Annotated in this window: 18 protein-coding genes and 1 pseudogene; 10 read left to right on the top strand and 9 right to left on the bottom strand. The window is 62.9% G+C overall.

The annotated features are described in order from the left end of the window. Positions 1 to 16: 16 nt before the first annotated feature. Positions 17 to 988, bottom strand: coding sequence for an ATP-binding protein (locus LMTR21_RS21585; protein ID WP_065756475.1), 972 nt, complete (start codon positions 986 to 988; stop codon positions 17 to 19). Positions 989 to 1,197: 209 nt separating this feature from the next. Between LMTR21_RS21585 and yajC the strand changes: the two genes are divergently transcribed. From yajC to LMTR21_RS21560, 5 genes are read left to right on the top strand one after another with little or no spacing between them, the layout of a single operon-like run. Continuing rightward, positions 1,198 to 1,560, top strand: a complete 363-nt coding sequence (yajC, locus tag LMTR21_RS21580) for a preprotein translocase subunit YajC (RefSeq protein WP_028345926.1) — start codon at positions 1,198 to 1,200, stop codon at positions 1,558 to 1,560. A 54-nt stretch (positions 1,561 to 1,614) separates the two neighbouring features. Next, complete coding sequence (secD, locus tag LMTR21_RS21575) at positions 1,615 to 3,213, top strand: protein translocase subunit SecD (RefSeq protein ID WP_065756476.1); 1,599 nt, start codon at positions 1,615 to 1,617, stop codon at positions 3,211 to 3,213. Between the two features lie 10 nt (positions 3,214 to 3,223). Next, entirely contained in the window at positions 3,224 to 4,225 is a 1,002-nt protein-coding gene (gene secF, locus LMTR21_RS21570; protein ID WP_065756477.1) for a protein translocase subunit SecF, read from the top strand. Positions 4,226 to 4,228: 3 nt separating this feature from the next. Continuing rightward, entirely contained in the window at positions 4,229 to 4,612 is a 384-nt protein-coding gene (locus tag LMTR21_RS21565) for an Mth938-like domain-containing protein (protein ID WP_065756478.1), read from the top strand. Further along, entirely contained in the window at positions 4,609 to 5,472 is an 864-nt protein-coding gene (locus LMTR21_RS21560) for a phytoene/squalene synthase family protein (RefSeq protein ID WP_065756479.1), read from the top strand. Before LMTR21_RS21565 ends, LMTR21_RS21560 begins: the two co-directional genes overlap by 4 nt. Before the next feature lie 105 nt (positions 5,473 to 5,577). Here LMTR21_RS21560 and LMTR21_RS21555 read toward each other — a convergent pair whose 3' ends face one another. The 3 genes from LMTR21_RS21555 to LMTR21_RS21545 form a co-directional block, all read right to left on the bottom strand. Next, positions 5,578 to 6,675 (bottom strand): serine/threonine protein kinase, encoded by a 1,098-nt coding sequence (locus tag LMTR21_RS21555; protein WP_065756480.1) that lies wholly within the window; start codon positions 6,673 to 6,675, stop codon positions 5,578 to 5,580. A 4-nt stretch (positions 6,676 to 6,679) separates the two neighbouring features. Next, the gene (gene trmFO / locus LMTR21_RS21550; protein WP_065756481.1) at positions 6,680 to 8,113 is read right to left on the bottom strand and encodes a methylenetetrahydrofolate--tRNA-(uracil(54)-C(5))-methyltransferase (FADH(2)-oxidizing) TrmFO; all 1,434 of its coding nucleotides are present in this window, start codon (positions 8,111 to 8,113) and stop codon (positions 6,680 to 6,682) included. 191 nt (positions 8,114 to 8,304) lie between these two features. Then, a complete protein-coding gene (locus tag LMTR21_RS21545) occupies positions 8,305 to 8,457 on the bottom strand; it encodes a DUF1127 domain-containing protein (protein ID WP_084031005.1) in 153 nt (50 codons plus the stop codon). Between the two features lie 527 nt (positions 8,458 to 8,984). Here LMTR21_RS21545 and LMTR21_RS40160 point away from each other — a divergent pair. Then, positions 8,985 to 9,128, top strand: coding sequence for a hypothetical protein (locus LMTR21_RS40160; RefSeq protein WP_187399159.1), 144 nt, complete (start codon positions 8,985 to 8,987; stop codon positions 9,126 to 9,128). A 45-nt stretch (positions 9,129 to 9,173) separates the two neighbouring features. Here LMTR21_RS40160 and LMTR21_RS21540 read toward each other — a convergent pair whose 3' ends face one another. Continuing rightward, positions 9,174 to 9,989, bottom strand: coding sequence for a lytic murein transglycosylase (locus tag LMTR21_RS21540; RefSeq protein ID WP_065756490.1), 816 nt, complete (start codon positions 9,987 to 9,989; stop codon positions 9,174 to 9,176). A gap of 212 nt (positions 9,990 to 10,201) precedes the next feature. Continuing rightward, entirely contained in the window at positions 10,202 to 11,113 is a 912-nt protein-coding gene (locus tag LMTR21_RS21535) for a DUF2189 domain-containing protein (protein WP_065756482.1), read from the bottom strand. A gap of 294 nt (positions 11,114 to 11,407) precedes the next feature. Between LMTR21_RS21535 and LMTR21_RS21530 the strand changes: the two genes are divergently transcribed. Both LMTR21_RS21530 and LMTR21_RS21525 read left to right on the top strand, forming a co-directional pair. Then, the gene (locus tag LMTR21_RS21530; RefSeq protein ID WP_065756483.1) at positions 11,408 to 11,794 is read left to right on the top strand and encodes a DUF3597 domain-containing protein; all 387 of its coding nucleotides are present in this window, start codon (positions 11,408 to 11,410) and stop codon (positions 11,792 to 11,794) included. Positions 11,795 to 11,868: 74 nt separating this feature from the next. Next, positions 11,869 to 12,103, top strand: a pseudogene (locus tag LMTR21_RS21525) (fumarylacetoacetate hydrolase family protein); the annotation flags it as partial. Positions 12,104 to 12,214: 111 nt separating this feature from the next. Here the strand turns inward: LMTR21_RS21525 and LMTR21_RS21520 are convergent. Continuing rightward, the gene (locus LMTR21_RS21520) at positions 12,215 to 12,484 is read right to left on the bottom strand and encodes a GNAT family N-acetyltransferase (protein WP_065756485.1); all 270 of its coding nucleotides are present in this window, start codon (positions 12,482 to 12,484) and stop codon (positions 12,215 to 12,217) included. Between the two features lie 101 nt (positions 12,485 to 12,585). Between LMTR21_RS21520 and LMTR21_RS21515 the strand changes: the two genes are divergently transcribed. After that, positions 12,586 to 13,530, top strand: a complete 945-nt coding sequence (locus LMTR21_RS21515; RefSeq protein WP_065756486.1) for a tetratricopeptide repeat protein — start codon at positions 12,586 to 12,588, stop codon at positions 13,528 to 13,530. A 66-nt stretch (positions 13,531 to 13,596) separates the two neighbouring features. On the opposite strand, the gene LMTR21_RS41475 is transcribed toward LMTR21_RS21515, so the two are convergent. Then, positions 13,597 to 13,719: a hypothetical protein gene (locus LMTR21_RS41475; protein ID WP_283813498.1), complete on the bottom strand. Its 123-nt coding sequence runs from the start codon at positions 13,717 to 13,719 to the stop codon at positions 13,597 to 13,599. Here LMTR21_RS41475 and LMTR21_RS21510 point away from each other — a divergent pair. Continuing rightward, complete coding sequence (locus LMTR21_RS21510) at positions 13,709 to 14,110, top strand: SPW repeat protein (RefSeq protein WP_065756487.1); 402 nt, start codon at positions 13,709 to 13,711, stop codon at positions 14,108 to 14,110. The genes LMTR21_RS41475 and LMTR21_RS21510 overlap by 11 nt on opposite strands. Positions 14,111 to 14,162: 52 nt before the next feature. On the opposite strand, the gene LMTR21_RS21505 is transcribed toward LMTR21_RS21510, so the two are convergent. Next, complete coding sequence (locus LMTR21_RS21505; RefSeq protein ID WP_065756488.1) at positions 14,163 to 14,684, bottom strand: DUF3828 domain-containing protein; 522 nt, start codon at positions 14,682 to 14,684, stop codon at positions 14,163 to 14,165. Between the last annotated feature and the right edge of the window lie 82 nt (positions 14,685 to 14,766).

The following is a 14,766-nucleotide window of genomic DNA, read 5'->3' as shown; positions in this document are numbered from 1 at the left end:
GATCTACGGGCTCGACCTACTTCCCCGAAAGTCGCACACCCAGCCGTCCCGCCAGTTCCTGCGTGAACTGCCAGGCGACGCGGCCCGACCGGGAGCCGCGGGTGGTCGACCATTCCAGCGCCTCGCGCTCGAGTTCGTCGTCGGCGATCTTGATGCCGAAATGGCCGCAATAGCCGCGGACCATGGCGAGGTATTCGTCCTGACTGCAGCGATGAAAGCCGAGCCACAGGCCAAAGCGGTCCGACAGCGACACCTTTTCCTCGACCGCCTCGCCCGGGTTGATCGCGGTCGAGCGTTCGTTCTCGATCATCTCGCGCGCCAGCAGGTGCCGGCGGTTCGAAGTAGCGTAGAGAATGACGTTGTCGGGGCGACCCTCGATGCCGCCTTCCAGCACCGCCTTGAGCGACTTGTAGGAGGCGTCGTTGCCGTCGAAGGAGAGGTCGTCGCAGAACACGATGAAGCGGAAATCGGAGCTGCGCAGCAGGTCCATCAGGCCGGGCAGGCTCTCGATGTCCTCGCGGTGGATCTCGATCAGCTTGAGCCGGTCGGCCAGCTTGCGGTCGAGATTGATGCTGGCATGAGCGGCCTTCACCAGCGACGACTTGCCCATGCCGCGGGCGCCCCACAGCAGGGCGTTGTTCGCGGGCAGCCCGTCGGCAAAGCGCTCGGTGTTCTCGATCAGGATGTCGCGCATCCGGTCGATGCCCTTGAGCAGGCCAAGATCGACGCGGCTGACGCGCGGCACCGGCGAAAGCCGTCCGTCCGGATGCCACACGAAGGCATCGGCCGAGCCGAACGACTCGGGGCTGGCGCCTGCTGGGGAAGCCGCGGAGAGGTGGCCGGCGATGGCTTCCAGCGCGGTCGCTATCCGCTCGGCGGTGGCGCCGTTAAGGCTGCTTGCCGGACGTTTTGTCGCGGTTTTTGCAAGGGCTCGCGAGGCGGCCCTGGGGGCGGCACGGGGCGCTGTTTTCTTGGCTTTTTTCGACATTTCCGGAGTTCCTGACGGCGCAGCCTTAACGGGCCTTGGAAGGTCTCGCAAGCGGCCTAAATGAGGGGGCGGCCAGCGTTGCAATTGGGCCCGCCGCCGCTATAGTCCGCGCAAATTTGCCCGGACCGGCGACATGCCCAGGAAGCTCTGCCTAGGGACGCTATGCCCAGGCATGGCCGGTTCTTTTCCGTCTCACGAGGATTGTTCGAATGCTGATTACCCCTGCGTACGCCCAGGCTGCAGCCGGCGGCGATGCGAACAGCATGCTGATGTCGCTGCTGCCGTTCGCGCTGATCTTCGTGATCATGTACTTCCTGATTCTGCGGCCGCAGCAGAAGAAGATCAAGGATCACCAGGAACTGGTCAAAAACATCCGCCGCGGCGACACCGTCGTCACCTCGGGCGGCCTGGTCGGCAAGGTGACCAAGGTGGTGGACGACGACCAGATCGAGTTCGAGATTTCGGACGGTGTCCGCGTGCGGCAGATGCGGCAGATGATCTCGGGCGTCCGCGCCAAGGGCGAGCCGGCCAAGGAAAAGAGTGAGGCCAAGGACGAGACGTCCGCGAGCTGAGTTTTGCGCGCCGCGCGTTGCGGCGCATTTTCCTGGATGTGACGGGTCTACTCGATGCTGTATTTCTCGCGGTGGAAGGCGCTGGCGATCATTCTGACGGCGCTGATCGTCTGCCTGTTCGCGGTTCCGAACTTCTTTCCCCAGGAGCGGGTGAAGACCTGGCCGGTCTGGGCGCAACGCCACATCGTGCTCGGCCTCGATCTGCAGGGCGGCTCGTACCTGCTGCTCGAACTCGATACCAATTATATCAAGAAGGAAAGACTGGATCAGGTTCGCGACGAGGCCCGCCGCGTGCTGCGCGAAGCCAAGATCGGTTACACCGGTCTTGCGGTGCGCGGCGACGCTGTCGAAGTCCGTGTCAAGGACAGCGACCTTCAGGCGGCACTTCCCAAGCTGCGTGAACTCTCGCAGCCGCTTGGCGGGCTGCTCGGCTCCAGCGGGCAGCGAAGCCTCGAGGTTTCAGACGCTGGCGGTGGCTTGATCCGCCTTGTGGTGCCGCAAGCGGCGATCACCGAACGCATACGGCAAACCAACGAGCAGTCGATCCAGATCGTCGAACGCCGTATCAACCAGTTGGGTACGGTGGAGCCGCTGATCCAGCGGCAGGGCACCGACCGCATTCTGGTTCAGGTGCCGGGTCTGCAGGATCCGACCGAGCTGAAGCGCATCCTTGGCCAGACTGCCAAGATGGAATTCCGCATGGTCGATTCGTCGGTCTCGCCGGATCAGGCGCAGGCGGGACGGGTGCCGGCTGATTCGGAAGTCCTGATGAGCGAGCAAACGCCGAAGGTGCCTTACGTCATCAAGCGGCAGGTTCTGGTTTCCGGCGGCGATCTGACCGATGCGCAGCCGGGTTTCGACCAGCGCACCAACGAGCCGATCGTGAGCTTCAAGTTCAACACTTCGGGGGCACGCAAATTCGCTCAGGCGACGTCGGAGAATGTCGGGCAGCCATTTGCCATTGTCCTTGATAACAAGGTGATCTCGGCGCCCGTCATCCGCGAGCCGATTACCGGCGGGCAGGGGCAGATCTCCGGCAGTTTCACCGTGCAGGCCGCCAACGAACTCGCGCTGCTCCTGCGGGCCGGCGCGCTGCCGGCGCCGCTCACCGTCGTCGAAGAGCGTACCGTGGGTCCGGGCCTCGGCCAGGACTCGATCGAGAAGGGCAAACTGGCGGCCTATGTCGGGTCCATCATGGTCATCGTGTTCATGCTGCTGACCTACCGGCTGTTCGGCGTCTTTGCCAACATCGCGGTCGCCATCAACGTCGCGATGATCTTCGGCATCCTTTCGCTGCTCAACGCCACTCTGACGCTGCCCGGCATCGCCGGTGTCGTGCTGACGGTCGGCATCGCGGTCGACTCCAACGTGCTGATCTATGAGCGCATCCGGGAAGAGCTCCGACACGGCCGCAACGCGATTTCGGCAATCGATGCCGGATTCCGGCGCGCATTGGCGACAATTCTGGACTCCAACATTACCACCTTCATCGCCGCTGCGGTGCTGTTCTACATCGGCACCGGCCCGGTCCGCGGCTTCGCCGTTACGCTCGGCATCGGCATTATCACCACGGTCTTTACAGCGTTTACGCTCACCAGCCTGATCGTTGCCGGTTGGGTACGGTGGAAGCGACCGAAGACCGTGCCGATCTAGGAACCCCACCGTGACTCAATACGTTCTCATTGCGCTGGGCGTTCTGGTCGTCATCCTGACCATCGTCGCCATCTTCGATCTGTTGCCGCCGCTGCGCATCGTCCCCGACGATACGCACTTCGATTTCACGCGCTTTCGCCGCATCAGCTTTCCGATCTCGGCAGCGCTGTCGATTGTCGCGATCGTGCTGTTCTTCACCCACGGGCTGAATTTCGGCATCGATTTCAGGGGCGGCACGCTGCTGGAAGTGCAGAACAAGTCCGGCCCCGCCGATATCGGCGCGATGCGCGCGCAACTGAGCACGCTCGGGCTTGGCGATATCCAGTTGCAGCAGTTCGGTGGTCCGAACGACGTGCTGATCCGGGTGGCCGAACAGCCGGGCGGCGACGCCGCCCAGCAGGCTGCCGTGGGGAAGGTGCGCGGCGCGCTCGGTGACAGCGTCGAATACCGCCGCGTCGAAGTGGTCGGACCGCGCGTTTCCGGTGAGCTGTTGGCCTTCGGCATGGTCGGCCTGATGCTCGCGATCGTCGGCATCCTGATCTATCTCTGGTTCCGGTTCGAATGGCAGTTCGCGCTCGGTGCCATGATCGCCAACGTCCATGACATCGTGCTGACGATCGGCTTCATGTCGATCTCGCAGGTCGATTTCGACCTGACCAGCATCGCGGCGCTTTTGACGATTCTCGGCTACTCGCTGAACGACACGGTCGTCATCTACGACCGCATCCGGGAAATGCTGCGGCGCTACAAGAAGATGCCGATGCCGCAGCTTCTGAACGAATCCATCAATTCGACGCTTTCGCGCTCGATCATCACCCACGTTACGGTGACGCTGGCCTTGCTTGCGCTGCTCTTGTTCGGCGGCCACGCGATCCATAGCTTCACGGCTGTGATGATGTTCGGCGTCGTGCTGGTCGGTACCTACACCTCGATCTTCATTGCGGCGCCGATCCTGATCTATCTCGGTGTTGGCGAGCACCGCGACGCGCCGGACACGCCTGCGAAGAAGTAAATCATGGCCACATCCTCGGACGCTCCCCATCTTCCGAGGTCGGCGCCGATCGAGGCCTACGGCAAGGGCGGCTTCGCCTTCGCCGACATGTCGCATCGCGGGTCGCTGTTGTGCCTGCCGGATGCGATCTGGGCCTGGCCGGTGACGAAACCTGCCGAGATCGACGAGTATTCGCTGGCGCGCGTGTTCAAGGCCGCCAATTCCATCGACACGCTGATCGTCGGCACCGGCACGGAGGTCTGGGTCCCGCCGCGGGGCCTGCGCGAGGCGCTGCGCGCCGTGCGCGTGGTGCTTGATGCGATGCAGACGGGGCCTGCGATTCGCACCTACAACATCATGCTGGGCGAACGGCGGCGCGTCGCGGCGGCGCTGATCGCGGTGCCATGAGCGAGGCCGCGACGTCGAAGGATTCTGCCGCGTTCTGCGCCGATCTGGTGCGCACGCACGACTTCGTCCGCTACGCGTCGACGCTGTTCCTGCCGGCGGTTCATCGCCGCGCACTGCTCGCGATCTATGCCTTCAATGTCGAGATCTCTCGCGTGCGCGAGCAAGTCAGCCAGCCATTGCCAGGCGAAATGCGGATGCAATGGTGGACCGATATGCTGGAAGGCGCCGGCCATGGCGGCGTCGAGGGCAATCCGGTCGCAGCCGAACTGCGGCAAACGATCGGCGAATTCCGCCTGCCGATCGAGCCGCTGTTGCGGCTGATCGAGGAGCATCAATTCGACCTCTACAACGATCCGATGCCGTCGATGGCGGCGCTGGAGGGGTATGCCACCGATACCGCCTCGGCGCTGTTCTCGCTGGCTGCGCGGATCGCGGCACCGCCGTCGGCCGCGATCGACCATCTCGCGCGCCATGGCGGGCTGGCGCAGGGAATCGCGCAGGTACTCACCGCGTTGCCGCACGATGCCGCACGGCGCCAGCTTTTCGTGCCGCTGCAATTGCTGCTGCAACATGGCAGCGGAATGGAGCAGGTATTTGCAGGCAAGCAGACGCCACAGGCGCGTGCTGCGATCGACCAGCTGATCGGAGAGGCACGAAAGCATCTCCGCACGGCTTTCGAGCTGCTCGCGCACGTGCCGCCGCCGGTGCGGCCGGTGTTCCTGCCGTTGACGCTAACCCACCGCGATCTGAAGCGCATGTCGCGTGCCGATGCCGATCCGTTCGTCCCGCAGGCAACGTCGCGACTGCGGATCCTGTGGACGCTGTGGCGCGCTTCGCGGACCAAGGAGTTTGGCGGGTAGAGAACTCCGCCCTTGCCGCGTCATTGCGAGCGAAGCGAAGCAATCCATGCCTCAACGCGGGGATAGATGGATTGCTTCGCTTCGCTCGTAATGACGTCGGAGCGCCTACCGCGAATTCAATTCGCTGCTTTCGAAATTGAACCGGTCCCGCAAATTTTTCCGGCTCTCCAGAATGTCCTTCAGGAAGGCGCGGTCGACCTCGTTGTTGATCAGCGGCTCGATCAGGTCGACCTGGTTCATCGCGACGAGCTGCAGGATCTCCGTGCGCGGCTTGCCGGCGGCATCGCGCGGCAGGGCATGCACCACCTGGATATGCTCCGGCGGTTTGACGCCCTTGGCGGCGGCAAGCTCGCTGCGCAACTGCTTTTCCAGCTCGACCTTGTCGGCCTCGACAAAGGCATACAGCCCGACGCCGCTGCGCCGGTCGGCGAAGGCGACAATGGCGGTATCGCGCACATCGGGATTCTTCCGGATCAGCTCGATCAGGACAGGTGCGTCGTTGACCAGCCGGCGGCCGCCGCCTTCGCGATCGGTGAAGTTGAACAGGCCGCGGGTGATGGCCTGATAGACCTTCTTGCCGGTCTTGAGCCAGAGGCTGGCGACAAAGGATTTGCGCGCGAGAATCTTGCGCTCCATCGGCGTCAGCGCCGACGGCGCATAGCTGCGCTTGTGCTTCAGCATATGCCGCAGATCCTCATAGGCCGCGATCCGGAACAGCCGGCTTCGGGTCGAAAAGCAGGCGGCCAGTTGAAAGTCGGTGAGGTAGGCGCGGCCGTCGCGGCCGACCAGCCAGTTCTGCTCCTTGGCGAGATCGTTGTGGCAGATGCCGGCGCGATGCAGCTTGCGGAGCGCTGATTTGGCCGAGCGGAAATAGGCGACGTCGCCATGGGGCTTTGCCAGATGCAGCGCGACGCCGTCGATGAAGCCGCGCACCAGTGCCTTCCGTCCTGCCCACAGCAGTTTGGGGCCGACGTCGAGATCACGCGCCAGCGCCAGCGCGCGGCGCTCGCGGGCAAACAGGTGGCGGGCGAGGGGATAGGACCACAGCGGCACCTGATCGAGCCGGCGCAGCACTGCATCGACCTCGCCGTCCTCGTCGCGAAAACGGCCGCGCTCGACCGTTGAGAAAACGTCGCGCTTCAGCAGCACGCCTTCGGTCCATCGCGCCGACAGCGTCGCGGCGTCGTCTTTCGGCAGAGCCATGGGATTACGCCGCCGCCGCTACGCCGAGATGCTCGGCGATCCAGCGATCGAGATCGGTCAGCGCCCGCGCACCGAGCGCCTGCTTCTTGGCGACCGTCTTCTCGTTGCCGCGCAGCCGCGTGCCGTCCGCCTTCTTGGTGGGCACGCTCGCAAGCGGCGGGAATAGCCCGAAATTGATGTTCATCGGCTGGAATGAGCGCGTGCCCGCCTCAATGGTTTCGATATGGCCCCCAGTGATATGGCCGAGCAGCGAGCCCAGCGCCGTGGTCGCGGGCGGCGGTTCAAGCGATTGCGCCCGGGCGTTCGCCGCAGCGTAGAGGCCTGCGATCAGCCCGATGCTGGCGGATTCCACATAACCCTCGCAGCCCGTCATCTGGCCGGCAAAGCGCAGCCGTGGCTGCGCACGCAGCCGCAACTGGCCATCCAGCAGCTTTGGCGAGTTCAGGAAGGTGTTGCGGTGCAGGCCGCCGAGCCGGGCGAATTCGGCGTTCTCGAGCCCCGGAATGGTGCGGAACACGCGCTGCTGCGCGCCGTAGTTCAGCTTGGTCTGGAAGCCGACGATGTTGTAGAGCGTGCCGAGCTTGTTGTCCTGGCGAAGCTGGACGATGGCATAGGGCTTCACCGTCGGATTGTGCGGATTGGTCAGCCCGACCGGCTTCATCGGCCCGTGCCGCAGCGTCTCGTGGCCGCGCTCGGCCATCACCTCGACGGGGAGGCAGCCGTCGAAATAGGGCGTGTTGGTCTCCCAGTCCTTGAAATCGACCTTCTCGCCGGCCAGCAATGCCGCGACGAAGGCGTCATACTGCTCCTTCGTCATCGGGCAGTTGATGTAATCGGCGCCGGTGCCGCCGGGCCCGACCTTGTCGTAGCGCGACTGAAACCACGCCACCGACATGTCGATGGAATCCTTGTGGACGATCGGCGCGATCGCGTCGAAAAACGCCAGCGCGCTCTCGTCCGTCAGCTCGCGAATGGCGTCAGCCAATGGCGCCGAGGTGAGGGGGCCGGTCGCGACGATCACGTTGCTCCACTCAGCGGGCGGCAGGCCGGCAATCTCGGAGCGGGCGATCTCGATCAGGGGGTGGTCATGGAGAGCCTTGGTGACGGCAGCCGAAAACCCGTCGCGGTCGACTGCCAGCGCCCCGCCGGCGGGCACCTGGTTGGCGTCGGCGGCGCGCATGATCAGCGATCCCAGCCGACGCATCTCGGCATGCAGCAGGCCGACGGCGTTGTTGGCGGCATCGTCTGAGCGGAACGAATTGGAGCAGACCAGTTCGGCCAGGCCTTCGGTGCGGTGCGCCTCGGTCATCCGCTGCGGGCGCATCTCGTGCAGGACCACGCGAATGCCGGCAGTGGCGACCTGCCAGGCAGCTTCCGAGCCGGCGAGGCCGCCGCCAATCACATGGACGGTGTCAGTTTGGGAGGTAGAGGAAATCATGCGCGCAGGGTTAGCGCGTTTTCACGCGAAGCGCACCTGCCATAGCGTTTTCAAGCGAAGTATGCCCCTCGGACTTTGATCCGGGGGTGGATACCGGTTCGCGTAAAGAAAACGCGTCAAGATCAAGGCTCAAACGACAACGCCCGCAACGAGGGCGGGCGTTATCCGTTCATCAGGCGGCTGAACAGAGATCAGCCGTTATAGGCCCCGGAGGCAACGCGCGGAATGTCCGAACGATCGAGGCCAATATCGGCCAGTTCGCGGTCGCTGAGCTGGGACAGTTCGCTGACATTGCGCTGATAATCCCGGAAAGCCTGGATCATGCGGATGAGCGAGAGCAACATGGTAGTCTCCTTGCAGTTACGATTCAGCTCTTGGAGGACAGCTTCATCGTTGAAATGAATATAGCTTATATTTTGCAGTGCAGAAGTTCCGATGTTGCGTTGCAGCTAATCGTCAAACGCATAACTACGATAAGGTCCGCTTAACCTTTCGGTATGGCTCGCAGGTTGGCTGCCCGAAGCGCGTGAGAGTGTGCTTCAACCATTCAAATAATACCGGAAATTTTCGGGTTTCTCGTAAACGACGAATAAGCCTCGTTTGCTGCCGGACCATTAGCCAATGCGGCCCGAGAGCCGTCGAAGGCGGACAAATATGCCGAGAAAATCCTGATTTTTGGAACGTTCTTATGCGCGAATCGCATGTGGTCTGCTGATATAATAATGAATATATATTCATTATTATAGCATTGCTAGGAAATGACGTTCCGACCCCGACTGTAGGCAATTGGTCTGTTTAACGGGCGTGTCAGCATGGTTCGCACCAGACGGGCCGCAGGCGCCGCGGCGACAATCTGAACAAGACCGAAACGATGATCGAGAACATGGCGGACGGCGAGGGGAAGATCGCCGCCCAGAAAGAAATCGCGGCAGCGCAGGATGCGATGCTGAGCGGCAAGGCCGGCGTCTGCGCAGCACATCTGAGCAATGCGATGCAAGCGAGCGCGGCGAAATAGAGCGTGGCAAAGGGCCGGTCATTTCGGCCGGCCCTTTGAGTTTTGCTAGGGCGCGCGCGAAAGCTGCGTCGCGAAAGCAGCGATGGTCTTGGCGTAGACCTCGCTCTTGTTCCACTCCTTGATCGCCGCGAAATTGGCGCTGCCGGGCTCCCACTCCTTGCCGCGCTGCCAGCCATGGTTGGCGAGGAAGTTGGCGGTCGAAGCCAGCACGTCCGGCGGGCTGCGCAGGAGATCGCGGCGGCCGTTGCCGTCGAAATCAACTGCGAATTTGATGTAGGACGAGGGCATGAACTGGGTCTGGCCGATTTCGCCGGCCCATGCGCCGCGCAGATCCGCCGGCGCGATATCGCCGCGCTCGACAATGCGCAGCGCATCCATCAACTCGGCCTTGAACAACTCGGTGCGCCGGCAATCATAGGCCAGCGTCGCCAGCGCGCGCAGCGTCGAAAACTTTCCGATGTTGACGCCGAAATCGGTTTCCAGGCCCCAGATCGCCACCAGCACTTCGCCCGATACGCCGTAGGCCTGTTCGATACGCCCAAGCACCGAACCGTATTGCTTGAGCATGTTGGAGCCGCGGGTGAGGCGGGGCGGAACCATTCGGCCGGAGAATTCCTCAAAGCTCTGGGTGAAAACCTTCTGCGACTGGTCGCGGGCCAGCACGCTCTTGTCGAGCGTGACGCCGGACAGGCCGGCCTGAATGGCGGGTGCCGATATTCCCTTGGCGGCCGCTTCCTTCTTGAAGTCTTCCAGCCAGCTTTCGAACGAGCCCGTGCCGCAGGGCGCGGCGAGCGCGGGCACCGCAGAACTCAGTAACAGGGCGCCCAAGGTGAGAGCGCGCAGAGGCAGGCGGGAGATCATCGTGCCGTTCGCTCCACGATCGATGCGTTCATCGAGTTTAGTGTCAACGTCACGTTCGAATGTTCGAAGCAAGATCGGCCAAAACAAGGCTCAAATCGTGGCCCTGGATGCTATTCCGTTGAACATGCTCAATTCATCGTTAGTGAGCGGTGAACAGCCAAGCCGCCGGTCGGATTCGACCGGCGGTTTGATTGATCAGGGTTCCCCGTAGCCTATGCACCATCCTTGTGCCGCCAGGGGAACAGGTTGGCCGGAAAATCGGCGGCCGGCTTGCGTTCGCGGTGCGCGCGGGGCGGAAGCGGCTGCGGATTGAGTTCCGGCTCGATCGTCTCTCGGTAAAGATGCCAGGTGGCGTGCCCGAGCAGGGGGATGACGACGGCCAGGCCGAGGAAGCACGGCAACGTTCCCACGACCAGCAGCGCCGCGACGATGAATCCCCATGCCGCCATCGGCGCGGGATTGCGTGCCACCACGCGCAGCGAAGTCACCATCGCATCGCCGGCGCCGGCGTGACGGTCCAGCATTAGCGGGAAGGAGACCACGCTGATGCAAAGTGCGACGAGCGCGAACAGGAAGCCGACGCCGCAGCCGACCACGATCAGCCACCAGCCTTGTGACGTGGTCAGCACGCGCGTGACGAAATCGGAAATGCCGGTCGCTCCCGCATAGCCGAACGCGGCGATGTAGATCGCCTGCGCGGTGGCCACCCAGGTCACGAACAGGGCCAGCAGCAGGACGCCGAGCCCGAGCATTGCGCCGAACGACGGCGAGCGCACGACCTCGAACGCATCCCAGGCAGTTGCTTGCTCACCGCGTTCGCGGCGGCGACTCATCTCATAAAGGCCGACTGCCGCAAACGGACCGATCAGGGCAAAGCCGGCGGCGAGCGGAAACAGCAATGGCAGCACGGAATAGCCGAGCACGGCACGCGCCAGCATCAATCCGAGCACGGGATAGATAACGCACAGAATGATCGCGTGAGTTGGTACCGCCTTGAAATCTTCCCAGCCGCGCTGCAAGGCGCGATGGAGATCTGACAAGCCGATGGTTCGGATGACTGGCGCGGCAGCGTTATCGGTTACGCCCTGCGCCATAGATGTGACATTGCCGTGAAGGGTGGCCATGGTCGCTGTCTCCCTGCCGGCAGCATTGGTGCGCCTATCGAAAGACGCCAATGCGCCGCTTCATAAAATGATCACGATCAGGCCAGACGCGAGGACAGAGGGATGGAACTGGCCAAGTCGCGAACCGAGTCATCAGCGTACTCTCAAACAGCGACAAAGGCACTCACGCTTAGGTGAATGTTTCATTGGCAAGCTACTTCGGTCTGGCTAGACTTGCCGGCGATCCCGGCGTGGTGCTGTCGGTCGAAAACTCGGCAGCTACTCAGCCCATCCTCAAGTCATTGGGAGTCAACGATGAGCATTTTCGGAAAAATCATGGGCGCGATCTTCGGCAGCAAGGCAGACGCCGCACCGGCGGGCGGTGGCGGCGCGGCCGCGGGAGCCGGATCGTCCGGCGGGGCCGCCGCTGCACCGGCTGCCGCGACGGTCGATGTCGCGCCCATCCTGGACAAGGCGGTCGCTGCCAAGGGCGAGAAGCTGGCGTGGCGCACCTCGATCGTCGACCTGATGAAGGCGCTCGACATCGATTCCAGCTTTGCCGCGCGCAAGGATCTCGCGAAAGAGCTCGGCTACACCGGCGACACCAACGATTCCGCCAGCATGAATATCTGGCTGCACAAGCAGGTCATGGCCAAGCTGGCTGCCAATGGCGGCAAGCTGCCGCCTGATATCAAGCACTGAGCTTCGTTAAGATCCATCCGAAAGGCCCGCGGTGACGCGGGCCTTTTTGTTTGGCGATGGCGCGCCGATCGGCGACCAAGGGCGCGATCTCGCTGGCGGTGAACGGCACGGTCAAGCAGAACTCCAACCTGCAGAACATGATCTGGAACGTGGCCGAGCAGATCTCCAAACTTTCGGAAGCCCTTCGAACTCAAGGCCGGCGACATCATTTATTCCGGCACGCCGGAAAATGTCGGCCCGATGGTGAAGGGTGATGTGATCCTGTGCAAGCTCGAGGGCCTACCGGATATGTCGATCCGGATTACGTAGACGCATGGGACGTAGCCCGGATGGAGCGAAGCGAAATCCGGGGGACCCAGATCGCAGCGGATGGACCTATCCCGGATTGCGCTTCGCTCCATCCGGGCTACGACAACACCACTACGTCAGATCGGCGAACTCCGGATTTCTGCGTAAGTAATCCACGACGAAACCGCAGCCGGCGATGACCTTGCGGCCGTCGGCGCGGATCAGTTCGAGCGCGCCCTTGATCAGTTCGGAAGCGATGCCGCGGCCGCGCAGTGCGCGGGGCGTCTCGGTGTGGGTGATGATGATAGCCGCGGGTGTGGCGCGATAGTTCGCAAATGCCACCGCGCCGTCGACGTCGAGTTCGAAGCGGTTTTGAGCCTTGTTGTCGCGGATGGCGGTCATGCAGTGATTCCCAGCGTGATTCACCCTTTGATGTAGGGGCATGAACCCGCCGATGCAAACCGGCGACGAAGGGGGAGCTGGCTTGCTGGGGATTACCTGATATGCGTATCTTGACCTGCCTGACCGCTTCGCTGCTGGGCGCAGCCGTGACACTGGCGCAAGCACCCGCCGCATCCGCCGAAGATGACAAGACCTGGCGGGCCTGCGTCAGCACCACCACGACGCCGGACGACAAGGTGGCCGCCTGCGGCGCTGTCATCGAGGCCAAGCGCGAGACGGGCAAGAGGTTGGCTGCCGCCTATTGCTTCCGGGGGCATGGGTTAACCGAGAAGCGGCAGCTCGACGCCGCGCTGGCCGACCTCAATGAATCGATCCGGCTCGATCCGACGTCGGCCTGTGCACTCACCAACCGAGGCCGCGTCTACGCCTTCAAGCGCGATCTCGACCGTGCAGTGGCCGACTACGACGACGCGCTCCGCATCGATCCCGCATTCGCGCTGGCCTACAACAACCGCGGCGACGCCTGGTTCAACAAGGGCGACCTCGATCGCGCAATCGCCGATTTCAGCGCCGCCATCAAGCACAATCCGGCGCTTGCCATCGCCTACAGCAATCGCGGCTATGCCTATCACCGCAAGCGCGACATGGCTCGTGCGGCTGCGGATTACACCACGGAGATCAAGCTTCGACCCAGCATGCTGGCCTATATCAACCGCGGCAATGTCCATCGCGACAACGAGCAGCTCGACCGTGCCGCGGCCGACTATGGCGAGGCTATCAAGATGGCGCCGACGGACGCGCGCGGCTGGCGCAATCGCGGCATGATCAGGCTGTTCCAGGGCGACACCAAGGGCGGCCTGGCCGATTATGACAAGGCGCTGCAATACGATCCAGCCGATGCCTACTCCTGGAACAATCGCGGCCAGGCCAAGATGTGGCTCGGCGACAAGGCCGGCGCGATTGCGGATTTTCGCAAGGCACTCGAGATCAGCCCAAATCTGCGTATCGCCAGCGAGAGTCTGCAACGGTTGGGTGCGGCGCAATAGCGGTCGGATGCGGTTCCCGTCCGCCAAGATCTCTGCGGGCGGACCTTGCAGCGGTGGGCAGCGTTCCTACGTCTTTAGGATGACATACGCCGCCGAAGCGGCCGGATCTGGTTCGGGATCGAAAATGCTGTGATCGCGGCCGCCGACGTATGCCTCTTTTTTCAAGGGGAGGTCTACAATGTCGGGCATTCATTTCTTCAGTAAACATCGCACATGGGAAGACTGGTTAGGCATGCTCCTTGGCGTGCTGATCGTAGTTTCGCCGTGGTTTCCGTTCTCCAATCATGAAGTGATGGACGCCGAACGCAGCACCATGATCCTCAATACATTTGTGGTCGGCATGCTGATCTTCGGACTGGCCCAGCTCGAATATGTCGCATTGCAGCGCTGGGAGGAGGTGGGCGAGATCGTGCTTGGCCTCTGGCTGATCGCCTCGCCCTTCATCTTTGGCTATTCCGGCGATGAGACGCTCCGGATCTGGCACGCCATGCTCGGCGGAATCGTCGTTCTGTTGGGCGCGCTCCAGCTCTGGCAAGACTGGCGCCTGAGTGACCAGGAACTGGCCAACCATCCGCAATAATGCGTGGGGGCCTGCCGGTTCGTTGACTGGCAGGCCTTGGCTTCCTTAGCCGCTAGTACTTGAATGAGTCCACGAGCAGGGCGCGAACCGACCATGGGTTGCCACCGACGGCGCCCTTGATGTCGTCAATCTTCCACTGACCGGCCTCGCGGACGAAGTCGTAGCGGATGGTTTTGTCGGCCTGGTTGGCGCGTGCATCCTGCTGATGGGCTTCGATCGTGACAGCAATAGTCGCCTTGTCGCCATCCTGCTTCTCGGCAGCCACTTTGAACGATTTCACGTCCGGATCCTGCGAATTGGTGACGGGGTCGAACCCCACGGGTCCGCCATCGCCGTTTTTGGTGCGGGCATCCGCTTTGGCCCACAGCGCGATCAGCGATTTCGACAGGTATTTGGCTTTCGCGGCCTTATTCTCGATCACGAACGTGCCGCCGCCATCTCCCTTGCCCTTGGCCACGCGGGTATAGACCGCGGTGAGAATGCCGGCGGGATCGTCGGCGCGCGCGTCGTGCGGCAGGGCAGCGGCCAGCACGAGGGCTACGCCTGATACGATCAGGTTTCGGCGTGTAATCATTTGGTTCCTCAAATCGTTGGGGCGGGTTATGGACGGGAGAGCCTGGCTGGACCATGGTGAGCATGACGCTGGCGACAAACCA

It is taken from the genome of Bradyrhizobium paxllaeri, from assembly GCF_001693515.2.
Taxonomy (GTDB): Bacteria; Pseudomonadota; Alphaproteobacteria; order Rhizobiales; family Xanthobacteraceae; genus Bradyrhizobium; species Bradyrhizobium paxllaeri.
The sequence above is the reverse complement of the archived record's forward strand: the minus strand, read 5'-3'. Positions and strand labels throughout refer to the sequence as shown.